The 20,547-nt window shown below is 64.2% G+C and carries 17 protein-coding genes; 10 read left to right on the top strand and 7 right to left on the bottom strand.

All coding sequences use genetic code 11. From position 1 onward, the window contains the following. Positions 1-102: 102 nt before the first annotated feature. The gene (gene moaA / locus ACIOVF_RS25800; protein ID WP_401293526.1) at positions 103-1,107 is read left to right on the top strand and encodes a GTP 3',8-cyclase MoaA; all 1,005 of its coding nucleotides are present in this window, start codon (positions 103-105) and stop codon (positions 1,105-1,107) included. 19 nt (positions 1,108-1,126) lie between these two features. Here the strand turns inward: moaA and ACIOVF_RS25795 are convergent, their stop codons facing one another. Both ACIOVF_RS25795 and ACIOVF_RS25790 read right to left on the bottom strand, forming a co-directional pair. Continuing rightward, complete coding sequence (locus ACIOVF_RS25795) at positions 1,127-2,275, bottom strand: glycerate kinase (protein ID WP_195884115.1); 1,149 nt, start codon at positions 2,273-2,275, stop codon at positions 1,127-1,129. Between the two features lie 110 nt (positions 2,276-2,385). Further along, a complete protein-coding gene (locus ACIOVF_RS25790; protein ID WP_045201980.1) occupies positions 2,386-3,486 on the bottom strand; it encodes a sugar diacid recognition domain-containing protein in 1,101 nt (366 codons plus the stop codon). 161 nt (positions 3,487-3,647) lie between these two features. Between ACIOVF_RS25790 and ACIOVF_RS25785 the strand changes: the two genes are divergently transcribed. Both ACIOVF_RS25785 and ACIOVF_RS25780 read left to right on the top strand, forming a co-directional pair. Continuing rightward, positions 3,648-4,982, top strand: a complete 1,335-nt coding sequence (locus ACIOVF_RS25785) for an MFS transporter (RefSeq protein ID WP_093382740.1) — start codon at positions 3,648-3,650, stop codon at positions 4,980-4,982. A 111-nt stretch (positions 4,983-5,093) separates the two neighbouring features. Continuing rightward, entirely contained in the window at positions 5,094-6,101 is a 1,008-nt protein-coding gene (locus ACIOVF_RS25780) for an aldo/keto reductase (RefSeq protein ID WP_401293522.1), read from the top strand. Here the strand turns inward: ACIOVF_RS25780 and ACIOVF_RS25775 are convergent. The 3 genes from ACIOVF_RS25775 to ACIOVF_RS25765 all read right to left on the bottom strand — a co-directional run bounded on the left by ACIOVF_RS25775 (position 6,079) and on the right by ACIOVF_RS25765 (position 11,085). Then, positions 6,079-8,658, bottom strand: coding sequence for a PAS domain-containing hybrid sensor histidine kinase/response regulator (locus tag ACIOVF_RS25775; RefSeq protein WP_249744351.1), 2,580 nt, complete (start codon positions 8,656-8,658; stop codon positions 6,079-6,081). The two genes, ACIOVF_RS25780 and ACIOVF_RS25775, sit on opposite strands and share 23 nt — an antisense overlap. Further along, positions 8,588-9,751 (bottom strand): nitric oxide-sensing protein NosP, encoded by a 1,164-nt coding sequence (gene nosP, locus ACIOVF_RS25770; RefSeq protein ID WP_401293519.1) that lies wholly within the window; start codon positions 9,749-9,751, stop codon positions 8,588-8,590. The genes ACIOVF_RS25775 and nosP overlap by 71 nt, the downstream gene beginning before the upstream one ends. 152 nt (positions 9,752-9,903) lie before the next feature. Then, positions 9,904-11,085, bottom strand: a complete 1,182-nt coding sequence (locus ACIOVF_RS25765) for a porin (RefSeq protein ID WP_045201972.1) — start codon at positions 11,083-11,085, stop codon at positions 9,904-9,906. Between the two features lie 339 nt (positions 11,086-11,424). On the opposite strand from ACIOVF_RS25765, the gene ACIOVF_RS25760 reads away from it, so the two are divergent. Together ACIOVF_RS25760 and ACIOVF_RS25755 are read left to right on the top strand one after the other, a co-directional pair. Then, positions 11,425-12,495: an enoyl-CoA hydratase/isomerase family protein gene (locus ACIOVF_RS25760; RefSeq protein ID WP_401293515.1), complete on the top strand. Its 1,071-nt coding sequence runs from the start codon at positions 11,425-11,427 to the stop codon at positions 12,493-12,495. Positions 12,496-12,511: 16 nt separating this feature from the next. Further along, positions 12,512-13,663 (top strand): acyl-CoA dehydrogenase family protein, encoded by a 1,152-nt coding sequence (locus ACIOVF_RS25755; RefSeq protein WP_401293512.1) that lies wholly within the window; start codon positions 12,512-12,514, stop codon positions 13,661-13,663. Positions 13,664-13,747: 84 nt separating this feature from the next. Here the strand turns inward: ACIOVF_RS25755 and pedF are convergent, their stop codons facing one another. Then, positions 13,748-14,185, bottom strand: coding sequence for a cytochrome c-550 PedF (pedF, locus tag ACIOVF_RS25750; RefSeq protein ID WP_045201967.1), 438 nt, complete (start codon positions 14,183-14,185; stop codon positions 13,748-13,750). Between the two features lie 260 nt (positions 14,186-14,445). Between pedF and exaA the strand changes: the two genes are divergently transcribed. Both exaA and ACIOVF_RS25740 read left to right on the top strand, forming a co-directional pair. Next, positions 14,446-16,317: a quinoprotein ethanol dehydrogenase gene (gene exaA, locus ACIOVF_RS25745; protein ID WP_093382724.1), complete on the top strand. Its 1,872-nt coding sequence runs from the start codon at positions 14,446-14,448 to the stop codon at positions 16,315-16,317. Positions 16,318-16,395: 78 nt separating this feature from the next. Further along, positions 16,396-17,034, top strand: coding sequence for a pentapeptide repeat-containing protein (locus ACIOVF_RS25740; RefSeq protein WP_045201964.1), 639 nt, complete (start codon positions 16,396-16,398; stop codon positions 17,032-17,034). Here ACIOVF_RS25740 and ACIOVF_RS25735 read toward each other — a convergent pair. After that, the gene (locus tag ACIOVF_RS25735; RefSeq protein ID WP_093382718.1) at positions 17,031-17,657 is read right to left on the bottom strand and encodes a response regulator transcription factor; all 627 of its coding nucleotides are present in this window, start codon (positions 17,655-17,657) and stop codon (positions 17,031-17,033) included. The genes ACIOVF_RS25740 and ACIOVF_RS25735 overlap by 4 nt on opposite strands. A 161-nt stretch (positions 17,658-17,818) precedes the next feature. On the opposite strand from ACIOVF_RS25735, the gene ACIOVF_RS25730 reads away from it, so the two are divergent. The 3 genes from ACIOVF_RS25730 (at position 17,819) to ACIOVF_RS25720 (ending at position 20,489) form a co-directional block, all read left to right on the top strand. After that, on the top strand, positions 17,819-18,484 hold the full coding sequence (locus ACIOVF_RS25730; RefSeq protein WP_401293506.1) for a response regulator: 666 nt from the start codon (positions 17,819-17,821) through the stop codon (positions 18,482-18,484). Between the two features lie 546 nt (positions 18,485-19,030). Then, positions 19,031-20,092, top strand: a complete 1,062-nt coding sequence (locus tag ACIOVF_RS25725; RefSeq protein ID WP_401293505.1) for a 3-deoxy-7-phosphoheptulonate synthase — start codon at positions 19,031-19,033, stop codon at positions 20,090-20,092. A 115-nt stretch (positions 20,093-20,207) separates the two neighbouring features. After that, entirely contained in the window at positions 20,208-20,489 is a 282-nt protein-coding gene (locus ACIOVF_RS25720) for a peptidylprolyl isomerase (protein WP_093382710.1), read from the top strand. The last annotated feature ends 58 nt before the right edge of the window (positions 20,490-20,547 follow it).

Below are 20,547 nucleotides of genomic sequence, written 5' to 3'. Positions count from 1 at the left end.
ATAGTGATTTGACCGACATGGACGATTTAAATAGCCTCGACCATCATCAAAAAACTAGTGCGCAAACGCATCCCGGACGCGCGATAAGAGGCCCTGCCCAGCATGAGTGCAAACGGCAAACAACTGGTCGACGGCTACAGTCGTAAAATCGATTACCTGCGCATGTCGGTCACCGATCGCTGCGACTTTCGCTGCGTCTATTGCATGGCCGAAGACATGCAGTTCCTGCCGCGCCAGCGCATCCTCACCCTCGAGGAGCTGTACCAGCTGGCCGAGCGTTTCGTCGCCATGGGCACCCGCAAGATCCGCCTGACCGGTGGCGAGCCGCTGGTGCGCGCTGGCATCGTCGAGCTGTGCGCACGCATCGCCGCCCTGCCCGGCCTGCGCGAACTGTGCATGACCAGCAACGGCTCGCAACTCACCCGCCTGGCCCAGCCGCTGTTCGATGCCGGCCTTTCGCGCCTGAACATCAGCCTCGACAGCCTCGATGCCGAGCGTTTCAAGGCTTTGACCCGCACCGGCGACCTGGCCCAGGTGGTTGCCGGCATCGACGCCGCCCATGCCGCCGGCTTTCGCCGCACCAAGCTCAACTGCGTGGTGCTCAAGGGCCGCAACGATGATGAAGTGGTCGATCTGGTGCGCTTTGCCATCGATCGCCAGCTGGATATTTCCTTTATTGAAGAAATGCCCCTGGGGGTGATCAGCGAGCACCAGCGCAGCGAGTCCTATTGTTCAAGTGACGAAGTGCGCGCGCGTATCGCCGAGCACTTCAGCCTGATCGAGTCGGCCGAATCAACCCAGGGCCCCTCGCGTTACTGGCGTCTGGCTGAGGCGCCGGATATCCGCATCGGCTTCATCTCGCCGCACAGCCACAACTTTTGCGCCAGCTGCAACCGCGTGCGGCTGACCGTCGAAGGCCGTCTGCTGCTGTGCCTGGGCAATGAGCACGCCGCCGACCTCAAGCAGGTGCTGCGTGCCCACCCGGGTGACAGCCAACGCCTGGACAAGGCCATCCGCCAGGCCATGACCCTCAAGCCCTACAGCCATAACTTCGATATCAATGGCGAGGTGCAGATTTTGCGTTTCATGAACATGACGGGGGGCTAGCGGCGATGACGCCGGCCCGTCAGCCGGCGGGCAACGCCCGGGCGCGGCACCACAGGCGGGCGATGTCGCCGGCGCGGGCCTGGAGCAAGGCTGGCGCATTGGCACAGGCCGCCTCCAGGGTCATCGGCCCGCTGGTCAGGGCAAACGCGGCGTCGATGCCATGGGCATACAGCTGTTGGTAACCCTCGCCCAAGGTGCCAGCAATCACCACCACCGGCACCCCATGGCGCTGTGCTACCCGGGCCACGCCGAACGGCGTCTTGCCGCGCAGGGTCTGCGCATCAAAACGGCCCTCGCCGGTAATCACCAGGTCTGCCCCCTGCACCGCCGCTTCAAGCCCGGCAAGCTCGGCCACCACTTCGATCCCCGGGCGAAAGGCCGCCTGCATGAAGGCCTTGGCGGCAAAGCCCATGCCGCCAGCGGCGCCGCTGCCAGGAAAGTCACGCACATCAGTGCCCAGCAGTTGCCCGCAGTGGTCGGCAAAGTGTCCCAAGGCCTGGTCCAGGGCCCGGACCTGCTCGGGGCTTGCGCCCTTTTGCGGGCCAAAGATCGCTGAAGCGCCATTGCTGCCGCACAGCGGGTTGTCGACATCCGCGGCAACTTCCAGCTGCACCTCGCGCAAACGCCGGTCCAACGCGCTGGCATCGATGCGGGCAAGCTGGGCCAGGGCCAGGCCGCCTTCAGCCAGCGGCTGATTGTCGGCGTCGAACAATTGCAGGCCCAGCGCCCGCAACATGCCGCTGCCGGCATCATTGGTGGCACTGCCGCCGATGGCCAGGATAATCCGCCGGGCGCCAGCATCCAGCGCCGCAGCAATCAGTTGGCCGGTGCCGAAGGTGCTGCTGCGACAGGCATCGCGCTGCGCCAGGGTGAGCAGTTGCAGGCCACTGGCGGTGGCCATTTCGATGATCGCCGTGTGGCTGTCGGCCAGCCAGCCCCAACCGGCGTCGACCGGCTCACCCAGCGGTCCGCGCACGCGCAGGCTGCGCAGCTCGCCGGCACAGGCAGCGACGATGGCCGCCATGGTACCTTCGCCGCCGTCGGCCATCGGGCACTTGACCCGTTGCGCCTGCGGCAACACCAGGGCAATACCGGCAGCAATGGCGTCGGCGACGCCTTCGGCGCTGAGGCTGTCCTTGAACGAGTCGGGTGCGATGACGATTTTCATGGGGATTCTCCTGATCCAGATGCCTGCATGCTGACAGTTGGGCTGCAAGAGTGCGTCGGTCGGATGCACAAAAACCGCCCGCGCTTGTTTGGCACTTGGCCAAAACTGCCTCAGTTGCCGGCTGGCAGCAACTGCAATCCCAGGTACAGGCTGAGCATCCCTTCCAGGCGCAACGGGTCGACTTCGCTCAGTTCGGCGATGCGCTCCAGGCGATAGCGCAGGCTGTTGCGGTGAATGCCCAGGGCATCGGCGCAGGCCTGGCTCTGGCCATCGTGGGCACACCAGGCGCGCAGGGTTGCCAGCAGCTGGCCGCTGTTGTCCTTGGCACGAATGCGCTGCAGCGGTTCGAGCAGCTCGTCGAGGGCGTCATCATTGCGATGGCGCCACAGCAACGCTGGCAGCCGGTAGCGGCTCAAGGTCAGCAGGCGCTCGGCCGGCAGCACTTCGCGGCCATAGGCCAGCAAGTCGCGCACCCGCCGATACCCCCGGCGCAGTTGCTCCAGGCTTTGCGCCGGCGAACCTGCGGCCAGGCGCTGCACCTGCCAGCCATGGCGTTGCAAACGCTCCAGCAGTTTCGGCTCATCCAGCACCACGGTGGCGGGCCGGCACCAGAGCAGCGACTGGCGCGCGGGGCTTACGCACCAGCTGTCCGGGTAGCGGCTCATCAACCAGCTGGCCAACGCCTCGGCCGCAGGCCCGGCGTCCAGCTCAAACAGGCAGGGAATGCGCGGCAGTTGCGGCTTGAGGCCCAGCTGGCGAGCCTCATCGACCAGCCGCGGCGAATCGCCAGAGCCGCCCAGCAGCAATGCCAGCAGGTCGTCGCAGCGCTGGCGCCGCCACTGCTGCTCGACCTGCAGGTGACGCTGGGCCAAAAGCATTTCGGCGGTCATCCGTACCAGCTCGCCATAGGTGCGCAACTGCTGCGGATCACCGGTCAGGCCCAGCACGCCGATCAAGCGCCCGTCGAGCAGCAGCGGCAGGTTGACCCCGGGCTGCACACCCTTGAGGCACTTGGCCGCTTCGACGTCGAGCTCGACGATTCGACCGTTGGCCAGCACCAGCTGCGCACCTTCGTGACGGGTGTTGATGCGCTCGGGCTCGCCACTGCCGAGGATCAGGCCCTGGCTGTCCATGACGTTGACGTTGCACGGCAGAATCGCCATCGCCCGCTCGACGATGTCTTGCGCCAGGTCATGGTCCAGTTCGAACATGGGAGGATCCTTGTTGTCGCAATGATTGGTCCGGGGCACAGCAGGCCGCACGAATTGCTGTGCAAAAGCACAAAGACAGCCACGGTCCGCTCACCGAGACTCGTCGCAGCAGCCGCCTCGATGCAGGCTGCGGCAATAAACATAACAACAGAGAGAGAATCATGTCATACAGCCCTGCCCCTGACCAAGGCCAAGACGTCACCCGCAATGCGCTGTATCGGCGCATCACCTTGCGGCTGATTCCGTTCATCTTCATCTGCTACCTGTTCAACTACCTGGACCGGGTCAACGTCGGCTTTGCCAAGTTGCAGATGCTCGATGCGCTCAAGTTCAGCGAAACCATCTACGGCCTGGGTGCCGGGATTTTCTTCATCGGCTATGTGCTGTGCGGGCTGCCCAGCAACCTGGCACTCAACCGCTTCGGCCCGCGGCGCTGGATCGCGCTGATGATGATCGCCTGGGGCACGCTGTCGACCTGCCTGCTGTTCGTCACCACGCCCATGGAGTTCTACGTCCTGCGCCTGTTCACCGGCGCTGCCGAAGCGGGCTTCTTCCCCGGCATCGTGCTGTACCTTTCGCGCTGGTTCCCGGCCACCCGTCGCGGGCGGATCATGGCCCTGTTCATGTCGGCGATCCCGGTGTCGGGCTTGCTCGGCGGGCCGTTCTCGGGCTGGATTCTCAATCATTTCGCCGCCGGCCAGCATGGCCTGGCCGGCTGGCAGTGGATGTTCCTGATCCAGGGCCTGCCGACCGTGCTGCTGGGCTTTCTGGCGATCTTCCTGCTCAGTGATGGTTACGCCAAGGCCAAATGGCTAAGCCCGGCCGAACGCCAGATCATCGAAACCGACCTCAAGGCCGATGCCGCCAGCAAGCCGGTGACCAGCAGCGACAGCCTGCTGTCGGTGTTTGCCAACCCGCTGATCTGGACCTTCGGTTTCGTCTACTTCTGCATCCAGAGCGGGGTCTATGCGATCAACTTCTGGCTGCCGTCGATCATCAAGAACCTGGGTTTCAGCGACGCCCTGCTGATCGGTTGGCTGAGCGCCATCCCCTACCTGCTGGCCGGGGTGTTCATGCTGCTGGTCGGGCGCTCGGCAGACCTGCGCAACGAGCGCCGCTGGCATCTTGTCGTGCCGATGCTGATGGGTGCCCTGGGCCTGCTGATCGCGGTGAACTTCGGCCACAGCCCGGTGATTGCGATTATCGGTTTGAGCATTGCCACCATGGGCGCCCTCACCGGCCTGCCGATGTTCTGGCCAATGCCCACCGCACTGCTCAGCGCCGGTACCGCAGTGGCGGGCCTGGCGATCATCAACTCGGTCGGGCAGATGGCCGGCTTTCTCAGCCCCTACCTGGTCGGTTTCATCAAGGACCAGACCGGCTCGACCGATGCCGCGCTGTATTCGCTGGCGGGCTTGATTGTGTTTGGTAGTTTGGTGGCGCTGCGGGTTTCGCGGGTGCGGGCTGCCGGGGCGGCGGCCGAACCGGCGAACTGAGGCAAGCCCGCTCCTACATAATGTAGGAGCGGGCGTGCCCCGCGATGCTTTAAATCAGAGGTGGAACTGTGTAAAACAGATCGAATTCCAATCGCCAAAGGCCTTTCGATCATGATTTACCGTCCACTGGGCCAAAGCGGCCTGCAGGTGTCGGCACTGACCCTGGGCAGCATGATGTTCGGCGAGCCGACCAGCACCGAAGACTCGCTGCGCATCATCGCCAAGGCCTGGGACCAGGGCATCAATTTCATCGACACCGCCGACGTCTACAACGCCGGGCGCAGCGAGGAAATCGTCGGCGAGGCCATTGCCCGCCACCGCCACGACTGGATCCTCGCCTCCAAGGTCGGCTTCGGCCCTGCCGAGGGCCTGCCCAACCGTAGCGGCTTAAGCCGCAAGCACATCTTCAATGCCATCGAAGCCAGCCTGACCCGCCTGGGCACCGATTACCTGGACATCTACTACCTGCACCGCGAAGACCACAACACCCCGCTTGAGGTCACCGTCAGCGCCATCGGCGACCTGCTGCGCCAGGGCAAGATTCGCCACTGGGGTGTGTCCAACTTCCGCGGCTGGCGCATCGCCGAGCTGTGCAACCTGGCCGAGCGCCTGGGCGTGTCCAAGCCGGTGGCCAGCCAGCCGCTGTACAACATCGTCAACCGCCAGGCCGAACCCGAGCAGTTCAGCGCCGCCGCCCATCACGGCCTGGGCATCGTGCCCTACAGCCCGCTGGCGCGCGGCGTGCTCAGCGGCAAGTACGCGCCCAATGCCAGCCCCGATGCCAACAGCCGCGCCGGACGCCAGGACAAGCGCATCCTGGAAACCGAATGGCGCCCAGAATCGCTGCAGATCGCCCAGCAGATCCACGCCTACCTGCAGCCCAGGGGCATCGGCATGGTCGAGTTCGCCATCGCCTGGGTGCTCAACAACCGCGCGGTCAGCTCGGCGATCGTCGGCCCGCGCACCGAAGCCCAGTGGGACACCTACAGCGGCGCGCTGGCGGTGCAGATCAGCGCTGAAGACGAAGCCTTCATCGATTCGCTGGTGACCCCGGGCCACGCCTCGACTCACGGCTACAACGACAGCGCGCACTACGTCAGTGGTCGCGTGGCGCGCTGAGTTCGGCGCCGAGCAGGTGGCTGATGGCGGCCTTGAGCTTCATCGGCCGCACCGGCTTGTGCATCAACGTATGGCCGCGCTCGCGCACCTGTTGTTTTAGCTCGTTGCTGTAGTTGGCGGTGATCATCAAGGCCGCCAGCGGTACAGGCCGCTGGGCATTGATCGCCGCCACCGCATCGACGCCGTTGCGGCCGTTGTCCAGGTGGTAATCGGCGATCAGCAGGTCGGCTTCGGCGCTGTTGCAGGCCACCTGGCGCGCCAGGTCCTGCTCACTCAAGGCCGTCACCACCTCGCAGCCCCACTGCTCGAGCAAGGTGCGCATGCCAGCGCAGATCGCCGCGTCGTTATCCAGCACCCAGATACGCGCGCCTTCCAGGCGTTCGCGCAGCGGCTCGCTGAGGTCGGGTTCGGCCAGCCGCCTGGGTGCCTGGAGGCTGCAGGGTACTTCGACGGTAAACACCGAGCCCTTGCCCGGCACTGAACGCAATTGCAGGCGGTGGCCGAGAATCCCGGCGATCTTGTCGACGATGGCCAAGCCCAGGCCCAGGCCGCGATCCTGGTCCGGGCGCTGCGCATCACCACGACGAAACTCCTCAAACACCTCTTCGCGGCGCTCTTGGGCAATGCCGATACCGGTGTCCCAGACCTCGATCGACAACGCCTTGGCGCGCCGCCGGCAGCCGAGCAGCACGCGGCCGCGCGGGGTGTAGCGGATGGCATTGCTGAGCAGGTTGCGCAGTATCCGCGCCAGCAACTGGATATCGCTGTGCACGCTCAGCCCACAGGGCACATAGGCCATGCGCAGGCCCGCGCTGGCGGCGGCATGAGCAAATTCGGCGGCGAGGTTGTCGAGCAGGTCGCTGACGGCGAAGCTGGCAAGGTCGGCCTTGATCACCCCGGCGTCGAGCTTGGAGATATCCACCAGGGTGCCGAGCAGGTTCTCGACGTCATCCAGCGAGTTGCTGACATTGCGCACCAGCGCAGGGTTAGCGCTGCTCTGTTCGAGCAAGGCACTGGTGAACAGCCGCGCCGCGTTCAAGGGTTGCAGCAAGTCATGGCTGACGGCGGCGAGGAACTTGGTCTTCGACAGGTTGGCCTGCTCGGCTTGCTGCTTGGCCTTGCTCAGTTCCGCGGTGCGTTCGCGTACCCGCACTTCGAGGTTCTGGTAGGCCTGGTGCAGGGCCTCGGCGCTGCGCCGGCGTTCGGTGATGTCGCGAATCAGCACGAAAATCCCAACCACCTCGCCACTGGCCAGGCGGTTGGGCACGTAGGAGCGCAGCATGTAGCGTTCCTGGCCGTTGACGTGGGTCTCGGCGCATTCGAACGTCACGCTCTCGCCGGCCAGCGCCCGCTCGATGTAACCCTCCAGGCGCTGGTAGTGCCCGGGGCTGTGCACCTCGCGCAGGTTCTGCCCGAGCATCACCCCCGGCGGCCAGCAGTACCACTGCTCGTAGACCTTGTTGGTGAACTCGTAGACCAGCTCGGCATTGAGGTAGGCAATCAGCGCCGGCACATGGTCGGTGATCAGCCGAATCCAGCGCTCGCTTTCGCTCAGGGCTTGCGCGTGCTGGTAGCGTTCGGTGATGTCGGTGAAAGTGTTGACGAAACCGCCGGTGGGCAACGGATGGGTACGGATTTCCAGCATGCGTCCGTCGAACAGGCGCTGTTCCAGTTCATGCACACAGCGGCCATTGCCGTCGCGGCTGGCCGGGGTCAGCAAGGCCAGTTCGCTGTCGGCGATCACTTCGGTAAAGGATCGGTGGGCGGCGATCGGCGCCAGGCCGCTGAGTTCGAGAAAACGCCGGTTCCACAGTTCCAGCACGCCGTCGGCATTGACCATGGCCACGCCCTGGGACAGGTTGTCGACCGCCCGTTGCAGCAAGTAGGACTTTTGCGCCACCGCCTGCTCGCGGCGCCGGGTTTCGCTGTGCTTGACCTCGGTGATGTCGGTGAACAGCATCACCCGCCCGCCGTCCTGGGTTGGCCGCTCGCTGACCTGCAGCCAGCGCCCGTTGTGCAGACGATACAACAGGTGTTCGTCGCTGACGCCGCGCAGTTCTTCGCGCAACAGGCCGCTGCTGTGCATCAGGCGCTTGACCTCGGCCAGGCGCATGCCGCTGATGATGCGCAAGCGGCTGCCGGCCCAGAAGGCCTTGAAACGGCTGTTGAAGAGGACGATGCGCAAGTCCGGGTCGAACAGCACAAAGGCGTCGGAGATGCTTTCGATGGCATCGACCAGGTGCTGGTGGGCGGTTTCCGCGCGCAGCCGGGCCTCGCTGAGCAGGTGGTTGCTGGCCTTGAGCTCGACCAGGGTCTGGTTCAGGGCATCGGTGCGCTCGCGTACCTGTTCGGCCAGCACCACCGAATGCTGGAACGCCGCATAGGAATCGTCCGGGCGCGCCGCCCCCGACTCCAGGCGCTCGATCAGCGCAGCGTTGATGCGCAGCAGCTTGTGGTTGGCCCGTTGCAGCTCGGCCAGGCGCGGGTCACTGTTCACACTGGCCTCGGGGCCGGCCGATGGCAACGCCGGTGAAGGTCTGGTTGATGTGCATGCCATTGAACTGTTCCCCGTAGGAGTTGAAACCCAGCACCCGCTGACTGCGCAGAAAACGGCCGACCTCGGCCAGGCTGTCGCTGCCTTCGAGCTCCAGGCGGCGCAGGAAGCAATCGCAACCGATGGTCAGCAGCAAGGGCCCGAGGCGTTGTTGCAGGCCGCTAAACAGGTGCTGCAGATTTGGCAACAGTGGCCCCGGACGCATGGCGGTGAGGACGATGCCGTTCTCCACCGCGCAGTAGAAACTCAGGCTCAGGTCCTCGTGCACCTGCTGGATGGCGCGCACGTAATAACGCTCGTTGATGCGCACCGCCAGCGGGTGGGCGGCGAAGGTGCGGTGATTGATCTGGCTGACCGGCACGCCGATCAACTGCGCGTATTCAAGCGCTGCCGGTTCGGCGTTGAGCTCGTAGACCCGGCGCAACTGGCGATCGGCGCGGGTGATTACCAGTTTTTCACTGCGCGGCTCGATGTGATGGGTGGTGAACACCTCGAACTCAAGCCCGGTGTTGACCAGCAGCACCACCGCAGCGCCACTGCGAAAGTCGCCGTCGAAGTACACATGGGTGTGGTGCAGATGATTGTCGTCACCGGCCGAACCACCGAAATGCGGGATATCGCCCAACGCCGCACTGAGTGCCGCCAGCACGGTTTCTTCACGGCTGGACAGGCCGTCGAGCAGGGTCAGGGCAAAGCTGTGGCCCTTGATCGGCGCCAGGGTATTGCTACGACACTCGCCCACCAGGCGCTCGACCGTGGCCTGGGCCTGGATCAGGCTGAACGCCGGCATGGCGTCGATCAGTTCGGCGGCGATGGAAAACTGCCGGTGATCAAAACCCAGGGCGGTGATACAGCCACGGCCGTAACCGTCGGGGGTCAGTTCGCCGGCACTGGTGCAACCGGCCAGGCGAATGCCGCCGAAGCTCTGTTGCAGGGCCTGGGCCAGGGCCGGCAGGTCGTACTCGGCGGAGCAGAAGAACAACACGAAACCCAGGTGCGGGTGCAGCAGCTGGCTGGCCAGTTCCTGGGCGGCCAGCTCAGCGGCGCTGGCCCGCGACACGGCACTGATCACGCCCTCGGCCGGGAACTGCTGCATGGGTGCCTCCTGGGTGGGCATTGATCGATGCAGGCAGTTTAGGCAGGCGCGGTAGCGCGCCGAATGCTACTTGGGTACTGGGTATGGGTGGCATTGGTTGTAGAGCGGGTAGCCTCATCGGGGGGCGAGCCCGCTCCTACCGGTCAATGCGTTTACCAGGTCAGCACCGCGCCCACGGCGAAGGTATCGGTGTCTTCATTCTGCGCATCGCCTTCATGGCCGTCGATCTCGAACTGGTTGTACTCGGCGACCAGCTTGAGGTTGTCGTTGATGTCATGAAACAGCGCTATGCCACGGGTTTCATAGTCGGCGCCGGTGTTCACTGCGCCATTGCCGTCATCCCTGGTCTTGCCATACGACAGCGCCAGACGGTTTTTGCCGAGCTTGTACGAGCCCTGAAGCAGATAACCCTTGCTGTCGACCTCACGCAAGGTCGCCTCGCCGGCGTTATTGGTGAAGAACGGGTTGATGCCCTTGGCGGTAAAACCTGAGCCGGTCAGCGACAACCCGCCGATCTTCGCCTGCACGCCATAGCCGAGGCCCTTGGAAGTCACCGAATCGACGCTGCTGTCGGTGTTGTCCGAGGTCTGGTAGGTGCCGTTGAGCCAGCTATAAATCTGCGCGCCGCCGAGGTCGAACTGGTAGGTGATCTCGCTCTCGGTGCGCGGGTTTTCCTGGTAGGCCTTGCCCACCGCGCTGTCGTCGTTGGTGTCCACCGGGTCGAGGATCCCCACGGCAATGCGCAAGCCGTCCAACACCGGCGTGCGGTAGGTGATCTGCGAGGTCGGGAACGGGTACGGGTAGCCGCTGCCGATGTTGCCGAACGACACCCCGCCGCCATCGACCAGGCCCAGGGTGTCGCTGACCTGGCCGTAGCCGGCGAGCAACTCGTCGAGGAGGATGTTGGAGCGGGCGAACAGGCCGAAGTCCTTGCCGATCAACACCTCGCCCCATTCGGGGTTGGCCACGGTGCCGTAGAACTGGCGCACGTCGATGGCGGTGTCGGTGCCGTTGGTTTCGCTGTCGTTGATGGTCACCCAGAACGAGGCCCGGCCGCCGAGCTTGAGGTCATCGACCTGGCGGGTCATGTTGAAGCCCAGGTAATTGGGCAGAAAGCCCATCTTCACCCGCGACTGGCGACGGTCGTATTGCTCCCCGGCGCGGTCGACGTCGCTGTTGACGTAGAAGGCGTTGATGTAGCCGTCGGTGGAAAAGGTCGTCTGCTCCTTGTCGTAGAGCATGATCTCGGCGCCGGCCAGCGGGCTCAGGCCCAGGGCGGCAAGGCTGGTCAGCAACGGCAGGAAACGGCGATTGGCATTGTTATTGTTGTGCATGGCGCTCTCCGCAAAACGGGGGGACAGATGTCGGAGGCGATTATCGAAAGGCCAGGCAAGCGGCCATACCCTGCCTTGGCGGCGCTCCCGTGCTGCTTTGGCGCAACCGGCCCGGCTGCCCGCAGGCGGAACTAATCCCTTGCCCGTCAGTGTCACAAGGCTAAAGTGGCAAGACCCGGTGCGTTAGGCGCGCCCACCCATGCAAAAATGCAGACTGAGCCTGCAGATTTACGGATTGTATTGGGCAAATTTGCACTGATACGATCCTTCGATCCTCTAGCGCCTATCCAGACCGTGTTAAAACACGTGGAAAATCAATAACAAAGCAGGGAGAAAGCGATGACCGCGCACGCTCAAGCGCCAACCGACGTCCATGTACTGGCCGAGGTTCGCAACCATATCGGTCACTTGACCCTCAACCGCCCCACCGGCCTCAACGCCCTGACCCTGGACATGGTCCGCCGCCTGCAGCGCCAACTTGACGCCTGGGCCACGGACTCACAGGTGCATGCCGTGACCCTGCGCGGCGAAGGCCCGAAAGGTTTCTGCGCCGGCGGCGACATCCGCTCGCTGTACGACAGTTACAAGGCCGGTGACAGCCTGCACCGGGATTTTTTCGTCGAGGAATACGCCCTCGACCTGTGCATCCACCATTACCCCAAGCCGGTGCTGGCACTGATGGATGGCTTCACCCTCGGCGGCGGCATGGGCCTGGCCCAGGGCGCCGACCTGCGGGTAGTCACCGAGCGCAGCCGCCTGGCCATGCCGGAAACCGCCATCGGTTATTTCCCGGATGTCGGCGGCAGCTACTTCCTCTCGCGCATTCCCGGCGAGCTGGGCATCTACCTGGGGGTCAGCGGCGTGCAAGTGCAGGCGGCCGATGCGCTGTACTGCGGCCTGGCCGACTGGTACCTGGACAGCAGCAAGCTGGCCAGCCTCAATGAGCGCCTCGACACCCTGAGCTTTGGCGAACACCCGCTCAAGGACCTGCAAGGGGTGCTGGCCAAACTCGGCACCCAGGTGCTTGAAGACGCACCGCTGGCCAGGTTGCGCCCGGCCATCGATCACTTCTTCGCCCTGCCCGACGTTGCCAGTATCGTCGAGCAACTGCGCGCCGTGACCGTGGCCGACAGCCATGAATGGGCACTGAAAACCGCCGATCTGCTCGACAGCCGCTCGCCGCTGGCTATGGCCGTGACCCTGGAGATGCTTCGTCGCGGCCGTCACCTGAGTCTTGAAGACTGCTTCAAGATGGAGCTGCACCTGGACCGCCAGTGGTTCGAGCATGGCGACCTGATCGAAGGCGTACGCGCACTGATCATCGACAAGGACAAGCAGCCACGCTGGAACCCCGCTACCCTCGCCGGCCTCGACCGCCAGCGCGTGGATCAATTCTTCGAAGGCCTCTGAGGCCTGGAGTACGCAGATGCAAGACCTGGAACTGACTGAAGAACAGATCATGATCCGCGACATGGCCCGGGACTTCGCCCGTGGCGAGATCGCCCCCCATGCCCAGGCCTGGGAAAAGGCCGGCTGGATCGACGATGGCGTGGTGCAGAAGATGGGCGAGCTGGGCCTGCTGGGCATGGTCGTGCCCGAGCAATGGGGCGGCAGTTACACCGACTATGTCGCCTACGCCCTGGCGGTCGAAGAGATCGCCGCCGGCGATGGTGCCACCGGTGCGCTGATGAGCATTCACAATTCGGTGGGCTGCGGCCCGCTGCTCGCCTACGGCAGCGCCGAACAGCAACAGACCTGGCTTGAGCGCCTGGCCAGCGGCCAGGTGATCGGCTGCTTCTGCCTGACCGAGCCGCAAGCGGGCTCCGAGGCCCACAACCTGCGCACCCGCGCCGAGCTTAAGGGCGATCGCTGGGTGATCAATGGCGCCAAGCAGTTCGTCAGCAATGCCCGCCGTGCAGGGCTGGCGATCGTCTTCGCGGTCACTGACCCGGAGCTGGGCAAAAAGGGTATTTCGGCGTTCCTGGTTCCCACCGACAACGAAGGCTTCGTGGTCGATCGCAGCGAGCACAAGATGGGCATCCGCGCCTCCGACACCTGCGCGGTAACCCTCAACAACTGCCGTATCCCGGCAGCCAACATGCTCGGCGAGCGCGGCAAGGGCCTGGCCATTGCCCTGTCCAACCTCGAAGGCGGGCGTATCGGCATCGCCGCCCAGGCCCTGGGCATTGCCCGCGCGGCGTTCGAGGCGGCGCTGGTGTATTCGCGTGACCGTATTCAGTTCGGCAAGCCGATCAACGAGCACCAGAGCATCGCCAACCTGCTGGCCGACATGCAGGTGCAGATCAACGCCGCACGGCTGTTGATTCTCCACGCCGCACGCCTGCGCAGCGCCGGCAAGCCATGCCTGAGCGAAGCCTCACAGGCCAAGCTGTTCGCCTCGGAAATGGCCGAGCGGGTGTGCTCCAAGGCGATCCAGGTGCATGGCGGGTATGGCTATCTGGAAGATTACCCGGTCGAGCGTTACTACCGCGATGCGCGCATTACCCAGATCTACGAAGGCTCCAGCGAAATCCAGCGCATGCTGATTGCCCGGGAGTTGAAGCACTACACCTTGTAAACACGGCCTACTGCAGGAGCGGGCTTGTCCCGCGATGCGATATCACTGTTGAATCGCTATCGCGGGTCAAGCCCGCTCCTACAGTCACTCCTCGACATGCACGCTGTCGAGGTAACTGCGCACCGCCCATAAGGCTTCCTGGCTGAGGTAGTCAGCCATCTTCGGCATGTACACCCGGCCATCGCGTACCGCGCCATTGCGCACCCGCTCGACAAACCATTCATCACCGGCTGCGCCTTCGTCGAGCAAGCGCAGGTCCGGGGCGATGCCGCCGGACTTGGCTTCAAGGCCGTGGCAAGCAGCGCAGTTCTGGTTGTAGGCCGAAGCACCGATGGACACCGCCTCGTCGTGGTCCTTGCTGTTGCGGTAGGGGTTTTCTGCGCGCCACTGCTCACCGAGCTTTTCCAGGTTGCCGGTGTTGACCGCGGTCGGCGTCACGTTGCCATGGGCAAAAGCCCCGGCGCTGCTCATCAGGCTGGCGCTGACGATCAGGCTCAACCAGGCGTTTTTTGCTGTTTTCATTGTTCTGCCCTCGACTGCTGTTTGCACGCAAAAACCTCTCGGCTGAAAGGTTGTGCCGGCATCTTAGAAACGTGCTGGCGAGGCCCCCATGCTGCTTTGGTGGCCGCAGCCTCCTCCCTTGGTAGTAGCGCTTGTGGGGCAGTGCCAAATCATGCCCGGCCTGGGAAATTTTCCCGTAAAGACCGGGAGATTTTCCGTATCGATCGCGCCCTTGGCGTTCCAGGCTATGCAGGCCAAAACCTTCATTGGGAACTCCAACCATGACAATAAGATCGTTACCCGCCGCACTTTCCCCGCTGACTGCTGCCGTGCATACCGTCCTCCTGCTGGGCAGCCTGGCCCTGGCCCCGCATGCCCTGGCGAAACCTGTGAGCTGGGAAGACATCGCCGACGACCACAAGAGCACCGGCAACGTGCTGCAGTACGGCATGGGCACCAATGCCCAGCGCTGGAGCCCGCTGGCCCAGGTCAACGACCACAACGTGTTCAAGCTGACCCCGGCCTGGTCGTACTCTTTTGGTGACGAGAAGCAGCGCGGCCAGGAGTCCCAGGCCATCGTCAACGACGGCGTGATCTACGTCACCGGCTCGTACTCGCGGGTGTTTGCCCTCGATGCCAAGACCGGCAAACGCCTGTGGACCTACAACCATCGCCTGCCGGACAACATTCGCCCGTGCTGCGACGTGGTCAACCGCGGCGCCGCCATCTATGGCGACAAGATCTACTTCGGCACTCTCGACGCCCAGGTCATCGCCCTGAACAAGGACACCGGCAAGGTGGTGTGGAAGAAAAAGTTCGGCGACCACAGCGCCGGCTACACCATGACCGGCGCCCCGACCCTGATCAAGGACCAGAAGAGCGGCAAAGTGTTGCTGATTCACGGCAGCTCCGGCGATGAATTCGGCGTGGTCGGCCAGCTGTATGCCCGCGACCCGGAAACCGGCGACGAGGTGTGGATGCGGCCCTTCGTCGAGGGCCACATGGGCCGCCTGAACGGCAAGGACAGCACCCCCACCGGTGACGTCAAGGCGCCGTCCTGGCCGGATGATCCGAACACCGAGACCGGCAAGGTCGAAGCCTGGAGCCATGGCGGCGGCGCGCCGTGGCAGAGCGCAAGCTTCGATGCCGAGACCAATACCATCATCGTCGGCGCCGGCAACCCGGGGCCGTGGAACACCTGGGCGCGTACCTCCAAGGATGGCAACCCGCACGACTTCGACAGCCTCTACACCTCGGGCCAGGTCGGTGTCGACCCCTCGACCGGCGAAGTGAAGTGGTTCTACCAGCACACGCCTAACGACGCCTGGGACTTTTCCGGCAACAACGAGTTGGTGCTGTTCGACTACAAGGACAAGGACGGCAAGCAGTACAAGGCCACCGCCCATGCTGACCGTAACGGCTTCTTCTACGTGGTCGACCGCACCAACGGCAAACTCAAGAACGCCTTCCCGTTCGCCGACAACATCACCTGGGCCAGCCACATCGACCTCAAGACCGGCCGCCCGGTGGAAAACCCCGGCCAGCGTCCGGCCAAGCCCGAACCTGGGCAAACCAAGGGCAAGCCGGTAGAAGTCTCGCCACCGTTTTTGGGCGGCAAGAACTGGAACCCGATGGCCTACAGCCAGGACACCGGCCTGTTCTATGTGCCGTCGAACCAGTGGAAAGAGGAGTACTGGACCGAGGAAGTCAACTACAAGAAAGGCTCGGCCTACCTGGGCATGGGTTTCAGGATCAAGCGCATGTACGAGGACCACGTCGGTTCGCTGCGGGCCATGGACCCGACCACCGGCAAGATGGTCTGGGAGCACAAGGAGCGCCTGCCGCTGTGGGCCGGGGTGCTGGCGACCAAGGGCAACCTGGTGTTCACCGGTACCGGTGATGGCTACTTCAAGGCCTTCAACGCCAAGACCGGCGAGGAACTGTGGAAATTCCAGACTGGCAGCGGCATCGTCTCGCCGCCGATCACTTGGGAACAGGACGGTGAGCAGTACATCGGTGTGACCGTCGGCTACGGCGGCGCGGTGCCGCTGTGGGGTGGCGACATGGCCGAGCTGACCAAGCCGGTGGCCCAGGGTGGCTCGTTCTGGGTGTTCAAGATCCCGGCCTGGGACACCAAGACGGCCCAGCGCTAAGCCCATCGCCGGCCAAGCCCGCTCCGTGTTGGAGCGGGCTTGCCCCGCGATAGCCATCTCACAGCCCAGGAGATCCCCATGAAATACCTCCCGCTCTTGCTCACCCTCGCCTGCACCGCCGCCCTCGCCGACGACGACGCGCCATTGACCATCAACGGCTGCACCATCGCCCAGGAGAGCCAGTGCCCCAACGCCAACCTGCGCAACGCCGACCTCAGCAACCAGGACCTGCGCAAAATGAACCTGGCCGGTGCCGACCTGCGCGGGGCGAATTTGCGCCACGCGCGCCTGGACCTGGCCAACCTGGAAAAAGCCCGACTGCAAGGCGCCAATCTCACCCGCGCCAGCCTGCAGCAAAGCAACCTGCGCCTGGCCGACCTGCGCGATGCCAGGCTGATTGCGGTACAGGCCTGGGGCATGTTCGCCCAGGGCGCCAACTTCGAAAATGCCGACTTGAGCGCCGCCTACCTGGAGTTCGCCCGCCTGTCCGGGGCCAAACTGCACAACAGCAAACTGCAGGCCGCCGACCTGGAAATGACCTGGTTGAGCAAGGCCGACCTCAAGGGCGCCAACCTTGCCGATGCCAATCTGCAAGAAGCCAAGTTCGGCGAAAGCAACCTGGAGCAGGCCGACCTGCGCGGCAGCCGCCAGCATTACGCCAACTTCCAGGACAGCAACATGCAAGGCTGCCAGGGCTGCCCGACCACCTGGGACTAGGCAACCACCCGCAGCAAGCCGGCCTCGATCGCCAGGCGCACCATCTGCGCCTGGGAGGCCACCTGCAATTTGCTTTTGAGCAGGGTCAGGTAGTTGCTCACGGTCTTGCTGCTGATGCACAACTGCTCGGCGATCAGCCGGGTCGGCGTGCCCTTGGCCAGCATCAGAAAGATTTCCGTTTCACGTTGGGTCAGGCCGTGAATGCCAGTATCGCCTGGCTGACAGACAAGCTCGGTGGCCAGTGCCTGTTCGATGTAGGCATGCCCGCAAAGCACCCGGCGCACCGCTTCAAGCAGCACGGCAGGCTCCGCCGCCTTGGACAGGTAACCACAGGCGCCGGCCGCCATGGCCTGGCGCACCAGGCCAAGGTCGGTGTGCTCGCTGAAAAACAGCACGCGCAGTTGCGGCAGGCGCTGGCGCAGGCGTCGGGTGGTTTCCACGCCGCTGATACCCGGCAAGTCAACGTCCATGATCACCAGCCCCGGCAACTGCTCGCCGACCTTGGCCAGCGCCTCTTCGCCACTGGCTGCCTCGATCACCGTCATGCCCTCCAGGCCCTGTTGCAGCGCCGCGACCAGGCCCAGGCGCAGCATCGGGTGATCATCCACCAGCAATATCGCCATCTTCGCAGCTCCCGCAGGTTTGCCCCATGCTAGAACGCACGCCTGGGCGCCCGCCTACTACTTTGGTACTGTTTTGCTTGTCGATGGTCGCATTCCCAAAGCGTTGCACCTGGCCTGTAATGAAGGGGTGCAGCACAACCACAACAATAAGGTGCAAAGCCATGTACAAGATTCTGATCGCCGACGACCATCCGTTGTTTCGCGAGGCCATCCACAATGTCATCAGCGACGGCTTTCCCGGCAGCGAGGTGATGGAAACCGCCGACCTCGACAGCGCCCTGGCGATCACTGGCGATCATGACGACCTCGACCTGATCCTGCTCGACCTGAACATGCCCGGTATGCACGGCCTGGGCGGTTTGATCAACCTGCGCAACGAGGCGCCGACCATCCCGGTGGTGATCGTCTCGGCCGAACAGGACAAGCAAGTCGTGCTGCAGGCCATTACCTACGGCGCCGTCGGCTTTATCACCAAATCCTCGCCACGCTCGCAGATGACCGAGGCCATCGAGCAGATTCTCAACGGCAATGTCTACTTGCCGCCGGACATCATCCGCACGCAAAAGAACAGCAGCCGGCGCAACCAGGGTGACCATCAGGGCTTTGCCCCCGAGCTGCTGCAAGCCCTGACCCGCAAGCAGTTGCTGGTGCTCGAACGCATGACCAAGGGCGAATCGAACAAGCAGATCGCCTACAACCTCGACATCGCCGAAACCACGGTCAAGGCTCACGTCTCGGCGATTTTGCGCAAGCTCAACGTGCACAACCGGGTGCAGGCGATCCTCAGTGCCGGCGACATCGACTTCACCGCTTACCTGCGGCGATAGTCACGCTCCATGACAATCATGCAAATTAGCCATTGAAACCTGAGCAAGGCCTGAAGTAAGCTCGGGCACATCAACTGGAGAGTCACATGTCGCACACCACCCTCACTCACGCTTGCAGCACTGGTCGCCTGTCGCGCCCCGTGGCCGCTGCCGAGTGCGCGACTGTCTCCCCGGCAGCGTTTTATTTTGGGTATTGGTTTAGCCACAGGCGCCGCTGATACCCTCACCGGCGCCCACTTTCAAGGGGCCGCCGAACACGAGAATACTCAACCCCCGGTCGGCCCCCCGACCGGGGGTTTTGCGTTTCAAGGCCCCGGCAATCAACGAATTACATTGAGGAACAGAACATGAACTACGCCACTTACCGTTACCAAAGCTTCAACTTCTGGCGATTTAGCCAATCCCGTTCGGGCCAGCCTGCCGCCTCCGATCGGTCACTTGTTGGTGGCACACATACACATGACGCCAATCCGGCCAACTGTCGAACACCTCGATAGGGCCGAGCGCGCGGGCCAGACCCCGCCAGCCGCCCAGGGAATTCACACCATGCAATCGTCCACCCTCGCTCTGCCACTGTCCGAACCCAGCGCTGCCAACAGCGCCGTCAGCCAACGCCTGCCGAGCCCGATGTTGCTCAAGCAGCAAATGCCGCTTTCCCCCGCCCTCGCCGCCCAGGTCGAAGCCCATCGCCAGGCCGTACGCGCCATCCTCGATGGCCACGACCAGCGCCTGCTGATGATCGTCGGCCCGTGCTCGCTGCACGACCCGCGCTCGGCCCGCGAATACGCCCAACGCCTGGCCCGCCTGGCCTCGGAGGTCAGCGACAAGATGCTCCTGGTGATGCGCGCCTACGTCGAAAAGCCGCGCACCACCGTCGGCTGGAAAGGCCTGGCCTACGATCCGCACCTGGATGGCAGCGACGACATGCACGGCGGCATCGCGCTGTCGCGCGGGCTGATGCTGGCCATGCTCGAATGCGGCCTGCCGGTGGCCACCGAGTTGCTGCAACCGATGGCGGCCGGCTACTTCGATGACCTGCTGAGCTGGGCGGCGATTGGCGCGCGCACCACCGAGTCGCAGATTCACCGCGAAATGGTCAGCGGCCTGGGTTTGCCGGTAGGCTTCAAGAACGGCACCGACGGCGGTGTTGGCATTGCCTGCGACGCGATCCGCAGCGCCGCCCACGGCCACCGGCACTTCGGCATGGACGTGCAAGGCTACCCGGCGATTGTCGAGACCCTGGGCAACGCCGATACCCACCTGGTGCTGCGCGGCGGCAGCAAGGGCCCGAACTACGACCGCCAGAGCATCGCCCTGGCCCGCCAGGGCCTGGCCAAAGCCGGCGTCGCGGCACGGATCATGGTCGATTGCAGCCACGCCAACAGCGCCAAGGACCCCCTGCGCCAGCCGGCGGTGTTCAACGAGGTGCTCGAGCAGCGCCTGCAGGGCGATACCTCGCTGATCGGCATGATGATCGAGGGCCACCTGTTCGACGGTTGCCAGACACTGGGCACGCAGCCGCTCAAATACGGCGTGTCGATCACCGACGGTTGCCTGGGCTGGGATTCGACCGAGCGCTTGCTGCGTGAGGCGGCTGCGCGCTTGTGAGCCGTATCACGGGGCAAGCCGGGCGCCGCAGCGCAGCTCCCACTTGCCCCGCGACAACTATCAGCCAACCCGCATTTACGTTAGGCTTTACGTTTTACCCCAAGGAGCCACTCCCATGGCCAAAGCCACTGCCCGTCACATCCTGGTTGCCACCGAAGACAAGTGCAACGAACTCAAAGCCCAGATCGAAGGCGGCGCCGATTTCGCCGAAGTCGCCAAAGCCAACTCCACCTGCCCATCGAGCCGCCAGGGCGGCGACCTGGGCTCGTTCGGCCCGGGCCAGATGGTCAAGGAGTTCGACACCGTGGTGTTCAGCGCGCCGGTCAACACCGTGCAAGGCCCGGTGAAGACCCAGTTCGGTTATCACCTGCTGGAAGTGACCAGCCGTCAGGACTGATCGCTACTCTGCAAGCCGGCCTCCAGGGCCGGTTTGCTCGCGCAAGTGACCTGCTAAG

This window comes from Pseudomonas sp. NPDC087612 (assembly GCF_044743505.1).
Classification (GTDB): domain Bacteria; phylum Pseudomonadota; class Gammaproteobacteria; order Pseudomonadales; family Pseudomonadaceae; genus Aquipseudomonas.
The sequence above is the reverse complement of the archived record's forward strand: the minus strand, read 5'-3'. Positions and strand labels throughout refer to the sequence as shown.